Source organism: Acinetobacter sp. P1(2023) (assembly GCF_028367635.1).
Classification (GTDB): Bacteria; Pseudomonadota; Gammaproteobacteria; order Pseudomonadales; family Moraxellaceae; genus Acinetobacter; species Acinetobacter pittii_E.
The window spans coordinates 270,322-284,927 of sequence record NZ_JAQNDD010000002.1; the positions used below are offsets into that span (position 1 = coordinate 270,322).

19 protein-coding genes and 1 riboswitch are annotated in these 14,606 nt (G+C 37.1%); of the genes, 9 read left to right on the plus strand and 10 right to left on the minus strand.

The window, feature by feature from the left end; translation table 11 throughout:
- Window positions 1-176: 176 nt before the first annotated feature.
- Window positions 177-659, plus strand: a complete 483-nt coding sequence (locus tag POD11_RS04335) for a winged helix-turn-helix transcriptional regulator (RefSeq protein WP_062848640.1) — start codon at window positions 177-179, stop codon at window positions 657-659.
- Window positions 660-675: 16 nt separating this feature from the next.
- Here POD11_RS04335 and POD11_RS04340 read toward each other — a convergent pair whose 3' ends face one another.
- Window positions 676-2,067: an aminotransferase-like domain-containing protein gene (locus POD11_RS04340; protein ID WP_262456538.1), complete on the minus strand. Its 1,392-nt coding sequence runs from the start codon at window positions 2,065-2,067 to the stop codon at window positions 676-678.
- Window positions 2,068-2,189: 122 nt separating this feature from the next.
- Between POD11_RS04340 and POD11_RS04345 the strand changes: the two genes are divergently transcribed.
- Window positions 2,190-3,053, plus strand: coding sequence for a DMT family transporter (locus tag POD11_RS04345; protein WP_262456539.1), 864 nt, complete (start codon window positions 2,190-2,192; stop codon window positions 3,051-3,053).
- Between the two features lie 2 nt (window positions 3,054-3,055).
- On the opposite strand, the gene POD11_RS04350 is transcribed toward POD11_RS04345, so the two are convergent.
- The 4 genes from POD11_RS04350 to tusD are packed head-to-tail and all read right to left on the minus strand — an operon-like array spanning window position 3,056 to window position 4,451.
- Window positions 3,056-3,367: a TusE/DsrC/DsvC family sulfur relay protein gene (locus POD11_RS04350; protein WP_002115694.1), complete on the minus strand. Its 312-nt coding sequence runs from the start codon at window positions 3,365-3,367 to the stop codon at window positions 3,056-3,058.
- Window positions 3,368-3,385: 18 nt separating this feature from the next.
- Window positions 3,386-3,670, minus strand: coding sequence for a DsrH/TusB family sulfur relay protein (locus POD11_RS04355; protein WP_262456540.1), 285 nt, complete (start codon window positions 3,668-3,670; stop codon window positions 3,386-3,388).
- Between the two features lie 17 nt (window positions 3,671-3,687).
- A complete protein-coding gene (locus POD11_RS04360; RefSeq protein WP_262456541.1) occupies window positions 3,688-4,038 on the minus strand; it encodes a hypothetical protein in 351 nt (116 codons plus the stop codon).
- Between the two features lie 44 nt (window positions 4,039-4,082).
- Window positions 4,083-4,451, minus strand: a complete 369-nt coding sequence (tusD, locus tag POD11_RS04365; protein WP_002115623.1) for a sulfurtransferase complex subunit TusD — start codon at window positions 4,449-4,451, stop codon at window positions 4,083-4,085.
- Between the two features lie 65 nt (window positions 4,452-4,516).
- Here tusD and galE point away from each other — a divergent pair, with 65 nt between their 5' ends.
- Both galE and fumC read left to right on the plus strand, forming a co-directional pair.
- Window positions 4,517-5,524, plus strand: coding sequence for a UDP-glucose 4-epimerase GalE (gene galE / locus POD11_RS04370; RefSeq protein WP_262456542.1), 1,008 nt, complete (start codon window positions 4,517-4,519; stop codon window positions 5,522-5,524).
- 116 nt (window positions 5,525-5,640) lie between these two features.
- On the plus strand, window positions 5,641-7,035 hold the full coding sequence (gene fumC / locus POD11_RS04375; RefSeq protein WP_016140715.1) for a class II fumarate hydratase: 1,395 nt from the start codon (window positions 5,641-5,643) through the stop codon (window positions 7,033-7,035).
- 96 nt (window positions 7,036-7,131) lie between these two features.
- Here the strand turns inward: fumC and POD11_RS04380 are convergent, their stop codons facing one another.
- Complete coding sequence (locus POD11_RS04380; RefSeq protein WP_262456543.1) at window positions 7,132-7,425, minus strand: hypothetical protein; 294 nt, start codon at window positions 7,423-7,425, stop codon at window positions 7,132-7,134.
- A 173-nt stretch (window positions 7,426-7,598) separates the two neighbouring features.
- Between POD11_RS04380 and POD11_RS04385 the strand changes: the two genes are divergently transcribed.
- Entirely contained in the window at window positions 7,599-8,309 is a 711-nt protein-coding gene (locus POD11_RS04385) for an alpha/beta fold hydrolase (protein WP_262456544.1), read from the plus strand.
- On the opposite strand, the gene POD11_RS04390 is transcribed toward POD11_RS04385, so the two are convergent.
- The gene (locus POD11_RS04390; protein ID WP_016140718.1) at window positions 8,296-8,559 is read right to left on the minus strand and encodes a hypothetical protein; all 264 of its coding nucleotides are present in this window, start codon (window positions 8,557-8,559) and stop codon (window positions 8,296-8,298) included. The two genes, POD11_RS04385 and POD11_RS04390, sit on opposite strands and share 14 nt — an antisense overlap.
- Before the next feature lie 228 nt (window positions 8,560-8,787).
- Here POD11_RS04390 and POD11_RS04395 point away from each other — a divergent pair, with 228 nt between their 5' ends.
- The 3 genes from POD11_RS04395 (at window position 8,788) to POD11_RS04405 (ending at window position 11,624) form a co-directional block, all read left to right on the plus strand.
- Entirely contained in the window at window positions 8,788-9,231 is a 444-nt protein-coding gene (locus POD11_RS04395) for a BLUF domain-containing protein (RefSeq protein ID WP_016140719.1), read from the plus strand.
- A gap of 242 nt (window positions 9,232-9,473) precedes the next feature.
- On the plus strand, window positions 9,474-9,965 hold the full coding sequence (locus POD11_RS04400; RefSeq protein ID WP_224991232.1) for a hypothetical protein: 492 nt from the start codon (window positions 9,474-9,476) through the stop codon (window positions 9,963-9,965).
- 150 nt (window positions 9,966-10,115) lie between these two features.
- Window positions 10,116-10,204, plus strand: a riboswitch (glycine riboswitch).
- Between the two features lie 175 nt (window positions 10,205-10,379).
- Complete coding sequence (locus POD11_RS04405; protein ID WP_002115716.1) at window positions 10,380-11,624, plus strand: D-amino acid dehydrogenase; 1,245 nt, start codon at window positions 10,380-10,382, stop codon at window positions 11,622-11,624.
- 44 nt (window positions 11,625-11,668) lie between these two features.
- On the opposite strand, the gene POD11_RS04410 is transcribed toward POD11_RS04405, so the two are convergent.
- Window positions 11,669-12,313 carry an A1S_1983 family putative colistin resistance protein gene (locus POD11_RS04410; protein WP_016140721.1) on the minus strand — a complete coding sequence of 215 codons (645 nt, stop codon included), beginning with the start codon at window positions 12,311-12,313 and terminating at the stop codon, window positions 11,669-11,671.
- Between the two features lie 100 nt (window positions 12,314-12,413).
- On the opposite strand from POD11_RS04410, the gene ispF reads away from it, so the two are divergent.
- On the plus strand, window positions 12,414-12,905 hold the full coding sequence (ispF, locus tag POD11_RS04415; RefSeq protein ID WP_016140722.1) for a 2-C-methyl-D-erythritol 2,4-cyclodiphosphate synthase: 492 nt from the start codon (window positions 12,414-12,416) through the stop codon (window positions 12,903-12,905).
- On the opposite strand, the gene POD11_RS04420 is transcribed toward ispF, so the two are convergent.
- Window positions 12,893-13,417, minus strand: a complete 525-nt coding sequence (locus POD11_RS04420) for a protein tyrosine phosphatase family protein (protein WP_262456545.1) — start codon at window positions 13,415-13,417, stop codon at window positions 12,893-12,895. The genes ispF and POD11_RS04420 overlap by 13 nt on opposite strands.
- A 194-nt stretch (window positions 13,418-13,611) precedes the next feature.
- Window positions 13,612-14,529, minus strand: coding sequence for an ornithine carbamoyltransferase (argF, locus tag POD11_RS04425; RefSeq protein ID WP_016140724.1), 918 nt, complete (start codon window positions 14,527-14,529; stop codon window positions 13,612-13,614).
- Window positions 14,530-14,606 lie beyond the last annotated feature (77 nt).

The following is a 14,606-nucleotide window of genomic DNA, read 5'->3' on the forward strand; positions in this document are numbered from 1 at the left end:
GAGTTATATTTGTTAAGCAAATTTATATAATAACTTTTAATTTTTTATAATGAAAATTTTTTCATAAGCTTGGTAAGAAGTTATTTTAATAATGAATCTTGCATAAATCGTGGTATGTGGTTTAGGGTATAAATAATAGGGCCATTAGGCTAGGAAATATCGAGGAACGCATAAAGATGAAATGGGATGACATCGGTGATCAACCTTGTTCGGTTGCTCGTATGCTATCAGTGATTGGCGATCGATGGACGATGCTAATATTACGTAATGCTTTTATGGGAATACGTCGTTTTGACGATTTTCAAAAGTCATTAGGCGTAACTCGTCATGTCCTTTCGGATCGTTTAAAGCGTTTGGTTGAATATGAAATTTTAGTCAAAGCTCCTTATTTTGACCGTCAGGAACGCTTTGAATATAAATTGACTGATAAAGGTTTTGAGCTTTATCCAATTATCTTATCTATGGCAAATTGGGCAGATAAATGGATGGATCAAGGTTTAGGTAAACCTTTAGAATATCGTCATAAAAATTGTGGTCATAAGTTTGAACCAGTCATGGTATGTTCGGTTTGCCGTGAACCTTTACATGCAAAACAAGTTCAGGTTTCAGCTGGGCCGGGATATTTTGCATATATGCAGCAAAAACAGAAACAAGCTTAATTTTTCTTATTACCCATCATGAAGACTCTTGTTGAATCGCATCAGCCAGAGTCTTATAGATGTGGTCATGATTTGACTGGGTTACATTAAAGCGGATGAATTGACCAGCATTGGAAGCTTGGCTAAACGCATTTCCTGGTGCAAGAATAACTTGATGGTTAATACAATATTTGGCAATTTCTGAAGCTTCAACTCCCTCTGGCAAATGACACCAAACAAAAATTCCCGCTTGAGGCTTAATCCATGGCTTTATGCCCAATGGTTCAAGTTTAGTAATAGTATCGTGCATCGCTTTTGCTAAACGAACTTTTAGTAATTCTATATGCTTACGGTAAGATCCATCTGTTAAAGCACTTAATAAAACTTCAGCAGACACGCCATTGTGAGAAAAGCTTGTGGCAATTTTCAGGTCAGTGAGCTGATCAATCCATTCTGGTTTAGCAATAATATAACCACAGCGAATAGATGCCGATAACGTTTTAGAAAAACTTCCAATAAAGATTACACGTGAAAGATTATCCAAAGCAGCAAGCCGAGGAGCCGCGTTATATTCAAAATCTGAAAAAATATCATCCTCAACAACAATCAAATTTGATTGTTCAATCAACTTTAATAATTGATGCGCCGTAGAAAGAGAAAGTACTGCTCCGGTTGGATTGTGAATTCCTGAGTTGGTGATATAAAGACGTGGATTATAAGTTTCAATTGCTTCTTTAAATGCCTCTAAGTCAGGACCTGTTGGTGTGTAGGGAATACCAATCACCTTGACTTGATGAACTTTAAGTAAAGCATGAAAATTGAAATAACAAGGGTCATCAATCAAAACGACATCATCGGGCTTTAGTAAAAATCGGCAAACCAAATCAATCGCTTGAGTTCCTGAATCAGTTAAAAGTACCTGATTAAGATTCGCGTTTATTCCTTTTGCTTGAGCACGTCTTGCTAGTAAATCACGTAGCGCTGGTAATCCCAATGGTGTTGAATAACCCATTAAACAATCATCTGGGCTTTTTGCAGCCATCCTTAAAGCTTTACGAATACTGTCTAATGGCATCCAGTCATCAGGTAGCCAACCGCAGCCGGGCTTAAAAACATCTGCTTTTGCTTCTAAAGATTGACGTGAAATCCATAATGGATCGACTGAGCGATCTAATTTAGGGCCTAATTCACTTAAAGCTAAAGGTGCGAGCGGACCAACAATATAGAAACCAGATCCAGTTCTTGATTCGATTTTGCCTAAAGCAATTAATCGTTCATATGCTTCTACAACCGTTGATACAGAAAAGCCAAGATCATTCGCTAACTTACGAACAGAAGGCAAACGCGCTCCAGGCATTAAAGACCGATTTTTTATTTGTTGCTCAATCTCTGAAATAACAATTTCAATTTTTGTTTTACTCTGATTCACTGACTTAAAATCCAACTGTACTGGTTAGTTGTACATAACAGTTCTTTTAAATTGTACTGCTTTGTATCTGGTTTAATCACCTTAGCACAGCTTAAATTCTTCGTATAGTGACGGAGAAAATTATGAATAGGTTTATGAATGGCTGGGTAAATGGTTTTATTGGCGTAGCTATTTTTGCGGGTTCATTGCCAGCAACACGTGTAGCTGTAATGGGTTTCGATCCTGGTTTTCTAACTGCAGCACGTGCGGCAATTGCCGGTATTTTAGGCCTTATTCTGATATTAGTTTTAAAACAAAAGAAACCAGCCAAGCAGGATTGGTGGCCTCTTGCTATTGTTGCTTTAGGAGTGGTGATCGGTTTTCCATTGTTTACAGCACTTGCTCTACAGCACATGAATGCAGCCCATTCAATTGTATTCGTTAGTCTTTTGCCGCTTGCAACTGCAATATTTGCTGTACTGAGAGGCGGCGAAAAACCAAATCATTTTTTCTGGATATTTGCAGTATTGGGGAGTGCGGTTGTTTTCGCCTATATGTTCTTCCTTTCTGGTGATACATCACTTGGAATAGGAGACTTTTATATGTTGATGGCGATTATTTTCTGTGGCTTTGGCTATGCTGAGGGTGGCGTACTTTCGCGCAAAATAGGTGGGTGGCAGGTCATTTGTTGGGCGCTTATTTTGTCACTACCTTTTATGCTGTTTCTGACTGTTTTTTATATGCCAGCTTCATTTCAGAGCGTGTCTACGTCAGCTTTGGCTGGGCTTATTTATGTGTCTTTGTTTAGTATGCTTATTGGCTTTTTCTTTTGGTACAAAGGGCTTGCTCAAGGAGGAATTGCTGCGATTAGCCAACTACAACTGTTACAGCCTCTAATGGGACTAGGTATTGCCGCTGTCTTGTTACACGAACAGGTAAGTTGGTCAATGTTAGTGGTTACAGCAGCAACTGTTTTATGTGTCGCTGCTGCTAGAAAATTTACCTAACTTTATAAACAATTTGCTGGTTTAGGAATCCCTGCTAAGCGACTTAAGTGGCGGGCAACTAAACCAGTATTAAATTGTTGCTGTAAAACTGCATTATTAATCTCTGGGCTGACCGTTTTCATTAAAAATTTAATCAGTGGGCGCGTTGCTGGAGAATGTCCAAACTGTTGATAAAACTGGCGTACAGCCGCTAAAACTTCAAAATGCCAATCGGTGAGTTCAAGATCAAGCGATTTGGCAAGTTCTTGTGCAACTTCGGGATTCCAAATTGTGTAATCAACCAAATGACCATCTTGGTCTAATTCTAAATTCATGAAACCAGCCTAAATATATTATTTAAGAGAAATACAGCGATTAAACGTCAAAATCAGATCCGTAAATTGATCATAATTTAATACATTAATCTGAGCTAAAGTATCTGTATCAAGTAAGTCTTTTTCGATGCTTAAACATGAAACAGATTCAAATGACCGAATCATTTCAGCAGAAAGCTGTGCAACAGAATCACCCATAAAAACAATCTGGTCACCTGCCTGAAAAAGATGACTTAACTCATCAATAATTTTAGGCGTAGCGTGGTAAGAAGATTGCACAAGATAAAGAGTTGATGGATTCATTAAACTTACACCTTCATCTACCAATATAGAACATGATCAAAAGATTGAATAAATTCAGCATTCAACTGAACAAATTCAATCTCTTGCTCGGTTTTTTGTACAAGAGGATGTTGCTGATTTCTACTTTCAATCAGAATGGGGCTCAAGTCGTAGAACTCAAAACTTTCGACCATATTTGAAGCCACTTTAAAAGCCTGAGCAAATTGATCAAAGCTCAAATCATTTTGCAAAAGACTAAGAGCAGCATCTTTCAATAATACTTTGACTGGTGAGCCAAAGGTTGCTAAAACCATAGTAGCGGAAAGGCTTTCATTGATTTGAAGACTGGTTAAATTGGTTTGGCTTAAAATGACGAGTACAGATTTCACACAATATACCTTTTAAAAGCAACAATCTAAGCAAACAAAGTAACTTAAAATTGAATAAGACGAGATGCTGACTGTACTGCATCAGCAAGTTCACCTAACCCGACAAGTTCAAAGTCTTTGGCAAGGTTGTGATGAGTAAGGTGATGGCGACTGGCATTTTCTGCATCCGTAATACCACGAGCGAGGGCAGCACTCACACAAACAGGAAGACGAATTGCAAGCTTTTGCCATTCATGCGTTAAATTACGCTGGTCGTCAGGAACCCATTGAAAATCATTAGCAACCTGCACGCCATCTTGGTAAAAGAATACACGGAAGTCTTCATTTTTACTTTTGAGTGCCTGAGCAAGTCCTAACGCATGCCAAGCATGAATGGAAGTAGGAGCAGAGGTAATTAGTAGTAATGTACTCATTGAGAATTCACTATGGTCATACGTCTAAATGGGCGTAGATACATTAAGAGAAAGGTAAGTATACAATGATTTTAGTGACAGGTGGTTTAGGCTTTATCGGTTCACACATTGCATTGAGTCTTATGGCTCAAGGGCAAGAAGTGGTAATCGTCGATAATTTGGCTAATTCGACCTTGCAAACGCTTGAACGGCTAGAGTTTATTTCTGGTATGTACGTTCCATTTGTCAAACTTGATGTACGTAATACACCAGCATTGAATAAGGTTTTCGAGCAATACTCAATTGATGCGGTTATTCATACTGCCGGGTTTAAATCAATTGAAGAATCTAACCTTAAACCTCTTGAATATTATAATGATAATGTCAGTTGCATCATGAGTTTACTACGTGCTATGCAACGTACAGGTGTTCGTCATTTTATTCACCTGTCTAGCCTTGCAGCTTATGGTAAATCTGGATTGCAATTAAGTGAAACAGAAGAATTTAATTACGCTTATCCTAATCCCTACATCAAGTCCCAACAGATGATTGAAGAAATTATCCGTGATACTTATAAAATTGATCATGAGTGGAAAATTGCAATCTTGCGCTTATCTAATATTGTAGGTGCATTTGAACATGGTGTACTCGGAGAGTATGTCGCTCAGCTCCCTAAAAATATCGTACCGCTTGCAATGCAAGTAGCAGCGATGCAGCGTGATTTGATTGAATTACAAGACCAAGCTGAAACATCAGATCATACAACTGAACGCAGTTTTCTACATGTTTTAGATTTGTGTGAGGCGGTGAGTGCGAGTTTACATTGGCTGCGTGATCAAACACATTGTTGTGAAGCATTTAATATTGCCCATGATCATGTTCATTCAATTCGTCAATTACTCGATGAAATTTCGCAAGTCACTCAAGCTGAGATTCCAACACAAACAGCAATTTATAAGCATGTTGAGTTGGATCAAGTTGGAGCTAATATTGAAAAAGCCAAAACATTACTGCAATGGGCACCAAAACGTCCGTTAAAACAAATGATTGAAGATGAATGGCGCTTTTATCAAAATACATTAAATGGAAGATAGGATAATGATTCTTATTTACAATAATGGAATGCTTGAGTACGATATTCAAAATTAACTAGCCAGAGCAAACACTTGCTTCAGCCCGTGAGTTCTTTATTGAGATAACCGAGGTTTCTATGCAAACACGAATTGAACATGACACGATGGGTGAGATTGAAGTTCCAAATGAAGCATTGTGGGGGGCACAGACTCAACGCAGCTTACAGAACTTTAAAATTGGGCAAGAACGATTACCTCGTGCCATGATTCGAGCAATGGGTTTGGTCAAAAAGGCTGCTGCAATAACCAATGCTGAACTTGAACAATTACCGCAAGACTTGAGCCAATATATTGTGGGTGCAGCTGAAGAAGTAATTGATGGCAAGTGGGATTCACAGTTTCCTTTAGTTGTCTGGCAAACGGGTTCTGGTACGCAAAGTAACATGAACTGTAATGAAGTGATTGCCAATATTGCGAACCAGAAATTAGGGCAAGCGTTAGGCGCACAAAAACCAGTACATCCAAATGATCATGTTAATCGTGCTCAATCAACAAATGACTCATTTCCAACGGCTATTCATGTAGCAGCAAGTTTGCAAATCAATGAGTTACTCATCCCTGCGGTTGAGCAACTTAAAGCGACTTTGCAAAAAAAATCTGATGAGTTCCAAGATATTGTCAAAATTGGCCGTACTCATTTGCAAGATGCCACGCCATTAACTTTAGGCCAAGAGTTTAGTGGCTATGTTTCTCAGCTTGAGCATGGATTGGTTCGATTACAACAGGCTTTAACTGGTTTATATGAATTGCCATTGGGTGGAACTGCTGTAGGGACTGGGTTAAATGCACATCCTGACTATGCAGTAAAAGCAGCAGCACAGCTTGCTCTACTTACAGGCTTGCCATTTGTAACTGCACCTAATAAATTTGAAGCACTAGCAGGGCGTGATGCGGCTGTTTTTGCATCAGGTGCATTAAAAACGTTAGCTGTAAGCTTAAACAAAATTGCGAATGATATTCGATGGTTGGCAAGTGGTCCACGTTGTGGTTTCGGTGAAATCCGTATTCCAGAAAATGAACCTGGTTCAAGCATTATGCCGGGCAAAGTAAATCCGACCCAAAGTGAAGCAATGACCATGGTGGTTGCACAAGTGCTTGGCAATGACACAACCATTAATGTGGCTGGTGCTTCAGGTAACTTTGAGTTAAACGTATTTATGCCTGTGATTGCTTATAACTTATTGCAATCTATTCAATTGCTTGGGGATGCGTGTAATAGCTTTAACGACCATTGTGCAGTAGGAATTGAGCCTAATCGCGATAAGATTGACCACTTCTTACATAACTCTCTCATGTTGGTCACAGCGTTAAATCCGGTAATTGGCTATGAAAATTCTGCAAAAGTTGCAAAGACTGCTTATAAAGAAAATAAAACTTTGAAGCAGGTTGCTGTTGAGCTTGGTTTGGTCACAGCAGAGCAATTTGATGAAGTGGTAAAACCTGAAAAAATGGTTTCGCCAAATAGCAAGTAATCACTAAAAATAATGTAGCGTTAATGTTTATATAAAAGCCCTCATCTGAGGGCTTTTATAGGTAGAGACTAACTTATAGCGTGGGATAGGAAAATATCAAAGTAAGCCTTCTATATATTCCCAACCATGAGATTTCATAGCTTCAAACTTCTTTTTTAGCTCTTCTTTTTCGTAGTTATGAGGATCGCCTGCTAAAAGAACATGATAAGAGTTAGTTTCTGGTTCTATAGTCACTTCAATAATTTCTACTGGTTGGATCACTCCACTCTCAGTTAGACCAGAGTCTATAAAACATATTCCTTTTACAGGAATAACAGTACAGTCATATTCTTTGGAAATAAAATAATGATTTGCTGAAGCGGAATACGTACGTGATGCTCTAACTTTCATGTGTACCTCCTTCAAGCGTAGAAAGGTAATGTTTTAGTCTGGCGTGCTTGTAGAGTTAATACTGTTTAATTTATATAGTGATTTTATTTTTTACTTCAATATTCTAATTATAGATTTTTTATTAGCATAAAATGCTGTTAGCTATAATTTACAAGTAAGGTATTAAAAAACTTATGAATCAAAAACCACTTTCAGTTGTTTTAATTCCTGGTTATATGCTTGATGAATCTCTCTGGAATGAAGTCATAAATGAGCTGCCTAAAGAGTGGAATATATATCGAGCTACTTTAAAAGAAGGGCAAACAATAAAAGAAATTGCTCAGAATATTGCTAAGAATGCGCCTGAAAGCTTTGTACTAATTGGATTCTCACTTGGAGGATACATTGCGAGATCTATAGTGGAGCAATTTCCTGAAAAAGTTAAGGCGCTTGTTTTAATAGCGTCTTCACTACGCTCAGATACAGAAGAGCAGAAAAATCAAAAGTTAACAGCGATTAAGCTTAACTCTGGGAAAACTTTCCATGGGCTAAGTTCAATATCGATTGAAAAAACACTTCATCCATCGAATGTTCAGAATCGCACTCTTGTAAAAAGAATCCAAGAGATGGGGAGGACTTTAGGTTATGAAGAGTTCGTTAAACAATCTATGTTAGATAGAAGTTCTTATGATATGAGTAAGATTACATGCCCAACATTAATTATTTCTGGTGCAGAGGATCAGCTGCGTTCTAAGGAAGAAGCGATAGAATTATTAGATCAGTTGCCACATGCAAAGCTTGAGATAATTAAAAATACTGGCCATATGATTCCGATTGAACAGCCGAAGATATTGATTTCAGTAATTTCAACTTGGTTAAGTACTTATTTTTTTATGAAGGCCTAACTTTTGTTTTCTTCGTTAAGATCTTAATAATTTTGAAAACTTGATTACCGAGTTTAATTTTTTGATGAATGGTTGCATGATCAAGCTGATCCCATAATTCAAATGGGAAAAACTCTGAACTATGATCAAATATCCATAACCATTGATAGCTATTATTAAGCGTACTTTTATCAAAACGAACATCTTGTACTTTAACAATCTTAAACTGTTTATGATGTTCGTCTTGAAGAATAATTTCATGGTTCTCCATTAGACCTCCATCCATTAAATACAATTTTTAATTTTACTCAAATTCATCCTATTTGATTAACTTGTTAGGTTGGCATTCATTTACAAAAGATTTCGAGTTGTTAAAGTTTGTCATTTTCAAAATGAAAATAATCTTTACTTTTGAAATACAAGGTTTTAAATAGCTTAGATTGTAAGAAGAGTAGGTAGATGTCAGAATGGATATTAAAATTTATCTTCGAGTATCGCTATGAGTTTAATAGGCTTTATGTATGCAAGTAAAACCAATAGTGAACATAGTCAAATAAAACAAGATTTAATTGATATTCTCACAGAAGCAGTCAAATTTAATTCTTATAATGATATTACAGGAGTACTTTACTATGGTAATGGATACTTCTTGCAGTATTTGGAAGGTGAGAAAGAACAGGTCGAATCACTTTTTTATAACTTAATTTTAAAAGATTCGAGACACCAAAACTGCGAAATCATCTTTTCTGAATCATCCGAACAACGTTTATTTAAACATTGGAGCATGAAATTTGCTCCTATTAATACGAAAATAAAAGATTTCTTTCGTCATCATCATGTTGATGAGTTTAATCCATATTTGCTTAACACTACATCCATTCCAACTTTTATTGAATTGCTTGTAGATCAACCCAATCATAAAGTTGATCAATACCAAGTTTAATCAAAACTAGAAATGACATTGAGTTTTAAGTGTTCTATTTAAATTTAAGCTCTCTTCGGAGGGCTTTTTATCACAAAGGTTTAAAGTTTCACTAATTAATGGTGAATTGGCGTTGAATAAGCCGTCATAATTGTTAAAATGCCCACCTTATCCTGTTTTTATATTGTTTTTTGTTTTGCATTTATTTTGCGAAGTTAGAGATAAGATTAATAAAAACAGTTGCTTAGCTAAGGATTTTTTGAATGCTCTCTATTTATTTAACAGATACCCAACAACATGTGCAATTTAATGATTACCCTAGTGATCAGCCAGTTAAGTTTCTGTTAAATCTTAAAAAGATTTTCCCAAGTACAGCGGATTTATTATTGCCAGTTTTACCTGAAGATAATGACCTAGAAAATGTAACTTGGGAATCAACCTCAAAAGATTTTGAAATCTTTAAAAAGCTATTAGCGGGATGGGGTGTTATTGAGCTTCGTTTAAACGCAATTACTGCTTACAAAGATAAAAACTTTGCAAATGAGTTAGTGAAACAAGCACAGGTAAAACGTAAGAAAACAGCCCAAAAGAATCATCAGCTTTCTTTAGTTGCACTTGATTATATTTTTATGCACGAAGTTCACGCATTGATTGATGCTGAACTGGTCACTATTGGTGAAAAATTCTATTTACCTACTTTGCGTGACCAATGGAAGGGTACAGTTTCAGACCAAGTGCTCAACGGAAAACTCTAATTTAAATAAAAAAGGTGAATTTATATTAATTCACCTTTTTTATTTTGTATATAAATCAATTTCTTATAACTAAAAAATTGCTTATACAAAAGTTTACAAGAAAAGAATGCGTTTTTTTCAATGTGGCAGATACATTGCTTATATAAATACAAAATTATTGCGGGAGAGAGGTTCATTAAGAACCCGCCGAAGGAGCAACAAGCCCGGAAACTCTCAGGCAAAAGGACTGTAATAATTAAAAAATCTGGAGAGAAGCTTAGATTTATAAGAATGGAAAATAATAACTTATAAATTATAAACTCACCGAAGGGGAAGATCTAAACGTTAAAAGGTAGCGTTGGGGTCGAAACTCTCAGGTACCAATGACAGATGGGCTGTACTGATGAAATGTTTTGCATTTCTGAGGAGTCTGTTATGCCACATGTTATTGTGATAGGTGCGGGAATCACAGGGGTTACCTCTGCTTATGAATTATCGCAACTGGGTTATCAAGTCACAGTGATCGATCGACATTTATATCCTGCAATGGAAACATCATTTGCCAATGGAGGGCAACTATCGGCTTGTAATGCTGAAGTATGGAACCAAAAAGCCACCGTGATTAAAGGCTTTAAATGGATGAGACAAAAAGATGCACCTCTATTGCTGAATCCTTCATTTAGTTTGCATAAGTATAGTTGGCTAGTTGAGTTTCTATCACATATTAAAAACTATGAAGCGAATACGATTGAAACAGTTCGTTTGGCATTACTCGCTCGTAAGCGTTTATTTGAAGTTGCGGAAAAAGAGCAACTTGAGTTTGATTTGGAGAAACGTGGAATTCTCCATATGTATCATAGTAAGGCTGACTACGAGATTGCTAAACAAGTGAATAATGTATTGAACAAAGGTACATTAGAGCGCTATTCAGTTTCACCTGATGAAATGAAAACAATAGAGCCATCGTTAACGGGAGATTACTTCGGAGGTTATTACACACCAAGTGATGCAACGGGCGATATTCATAAGTATTCGACCTCTTTGGCCGAGAAGACTAAGCAATATGGCGTTCAATATAAGTTCGGCCTAGAAGTTATGGATATTAAGTGCAGCGCAGACAAAGTAGTCGTGACTTGTCAGCCAAGTGCAGAGCATCCTTATCTGGTTGAATCTGATAACATCCAGCTTGAAGGCGATGTGCTTGTTGTTTGTGGTGGTGTAGGGAGTTATCAACTTGCTGACATGATTGGTGAGCGAGTAAATGTGTACCCAGTAAAAGGTTATTCAATTACTGTGCAATTAAAAGATGAGCACAGTGTAAAGAATGCTCCTTGGGTGAGCTTACTAGATGAAAGTGCAAAAATTGTGACCTCTCGTTTAGGTAAAGATCGATTGCGTGTAGCGGGGACCGCTGAGTTTAATGGCTATAACCGTGACATACGAGCTGATCGTATTCAACCATTAGTCAATTGGGTAAATCGTAATTTTGATATCTCAACTGAGCATGTGGTGCCTTGGGCAGGTTTAAGACCTATGATGCCGAATATGTTGCCAGTAGTGAAACAATCTAAACAACCTCGTGTTTTTTATAATACAGGGCATGGGCATTTAGGTTGGACTTTGTCTGCGGCAACCGCAGTTTTAGTCGGTCAGGATATTGCTCAAAAATATCCAGCGTAGAAAGTAAAAAGCCAGTGTTCAAACACTGGCTTTTATTTAAAGTACTAGTCATATAGTCGATATATTCCGCTAAAACGCTCACAGCCTTTTTGTTGGGTTTTCACATTCAATAAAGCTTTTTGAAAATTAAACTGATATTTACAGTTGTGCTCATTGTCTAAAATTTCACTTTTTTGTTCAGGTGAACTATAGGCCATCAATGAAATCGTTTGAGTTTCCTTGCGGTTATTTGGATTGCGGTATGCGATCCCTTCAATTTTGATTTTATCTTTCGCGAGTTGATGGACTTGAATGTGTACAGGTTGAGCTGCTATATGTCCATTTTCGAACTTAAGATAATGTTGGGTAAGGGTTTGCTTAAGCGACGCATAAAAATTTAGGTCATCAGTACGTAAATCAAACTGTTGTTGAATGCACGTATTACTCTTGCATTGCTGAGTATGCTTAGACCATAACTTTTGTGTATCCTGTAAAAGCTGTAAAGGGGCATCAGTAACTAAATATGCAGAAAGATATTTATTATTGAGTTGCTTTCTCGATTCGCTAAATGTTTTTGAACAGATTTTAAGCTCAGCTCCAGTATTGGAACAGTCTATGGATTCTGCAAAGACAAGAGGTGAACATAAACAACTCAGTGTCACGACAAAACTTAATCTTTTCAATTGATTCATATCAGTATTAGACAGCATGATCGCTTATACTTTCAGTCTACTTTGCTAGGTGTACTATAGCGAAACAGAAAGGCTGAATACAAGATTTCTTAAGTTTTTATGGAAGGTAATAATTTATATGGTTGCTCAGATTCGTATTGGACAAGGAATAGACGTACATGCCTTTGAAGCGGGGGACTTTGTTACATTGGCTGGTATTCAAATTCCACACACACATGGTTTGAAAGCACATTCTGATGGTGATGTGGTGCTTCATGCCCTATGTGATGCTTTATTAGGTGCTTTAGCACTTGGAGATATTGGACAACATTTTCCTGATACTGATCCGGAATACAAGGGTGCAGATAGCCGAGTATTGTTAAAGCATGTCTACCAATTAATCTTAGACCGTGGTTATCAGTTAAATAATGCCGATATTACGGTAGCTTGTGAGCGTCCAAAATTAGCTAAGCATAATTTGGAAATGCGTCAAAGCATTGCTGATGTTTTAAATGTCGATATTAATCAAATTAGTATTAAAGCAACGACAACCGAAAAACTAGGGTTTACCGGTCGTCAAGAGGGTATTTTGGCTACGGCGACTGTTTTAGTCTCTCATCACACTAAGTGATCGGCCTGTTGCAAAGACTGTTGAAGTTCGAGAGTTGCCTTACGGCCTTGTAGCTGTAAGGTAATACTATGAATGAGACCAGTCCAAGTCTCATTAGGTTCCCAAATTTCGTGTAGTAAATCTTGTGAAGTCGGCATGTCCATATTCATATAAAACTGTCTATAGACATACATAAGACAACTTGAGCGATCGTTTTTGGAACAATGAACCCAAACGATTTCGTTTTGAACCAAGTGATCAATCAGATCAAGCACGAGCAAACATTGCTCTGCTGATGGGGTTTCCCAATCAATTGGAATATGGATGTAATTTAAACCAAGGTCTAAACAAATACGATCTTCATTCTCGATGTGATTTGGGGCATTAGTTAAAGCAAGATTAATGACTGTGCTACAGCCATACTCTTTAATCAATTTTAGTTGTTCAACGGAAGGCTGTGCCGAACTAAATAAATGTTCATGAATAATCGAAAATGCGGGAATTTGAGATAATGATTGTTCAAGGGTTGTCATGATCGCACTCTACAAGAGTAGGCTTAGCTTATTGTGTAGAATGTTATACACGATTCTAGAGAATAGTTGAAATACGGCCTGCTTATATATTCGACAACGTTATCAAAATTTTAAAAATAATTAACTGGAAAAGTACAAGCCTTATAAAATAAAAAAAACAGCATCATGAAGATGCTGTTTTTTTATTTAAATAGTTAAGCTTTTAAATTTTCATTCAATAAAAATTCAACTAAAGCTTTTTGAGCATGAAGACGATTTTCTGCCTCATCCCATACTACTGCATTTTTATGATCGAGCATGGTTTCAGAAATTTCTTCACCACGATGAGCAGGTAAGCAATGCATGAATAAACAGTCAGGGTGAGCAAGACTCATTAATTTTTCGTTAACCTGAAAATCAGCAAAGGCTTTTTCACGAAGTTTTTGTTCTTCTTCTTGTCCCATGCTTGCCCATACATCTGTCACAATGAGATCAGCATTTACTGCTGCATCTTCTGCATTATCAAAAAGCTCAACACAATGACCAAACTCTGCTAAAAATTCAGGTTTAGGTTCATATCCTTTTGGTGATGCAATCTTAAGTTTGAAACCCATCATATGTGCAGCTTCAATATATGAGTTACACATATTATTGCCGTCACCGATCCACGCAACCGTTTTGCCTTCAATGCTACCGCGATGTTCAATATACGTTTGTAGGTCAGCAAGTAACTGGCATGGATGATGGTCATCAGTTAAGCCGTTAATCACAGGAACTTTTGAATAAGATGCAAAACGTTCAACAATGTCATGACCAAAGGTACGAATCATCACAATATCAAGCATGCTTGAAATTACACGTGCTGAGTCCTCGATTGGTTCGCCACGTCCCAACTGTGTGTCACGAGGCGATAAGAAAATCGCGCTGCCGCCAAATTGGTTAATACCAGCTTCAAAAGAGATACGTGTACGCGTACTAGATTTCTCAAAAATCATTCCCAATACTTTACCGACAAAGGGCTGATAGACCTTATTGTCATGTTGCATTTTTTTTAGTTCGCTTGCGCGTTCTAAAATGCGATTAAGTTCTAGAGTGGATAGATCACGTAAAGTCAGGAAATGTCTTAGAGCCATGTAGCTACTCCATAATAATTGTTTTGAAATACAACAATTATCTGTTGTTGGCTGGGTGGATGTGGGAAAAAAGAAGT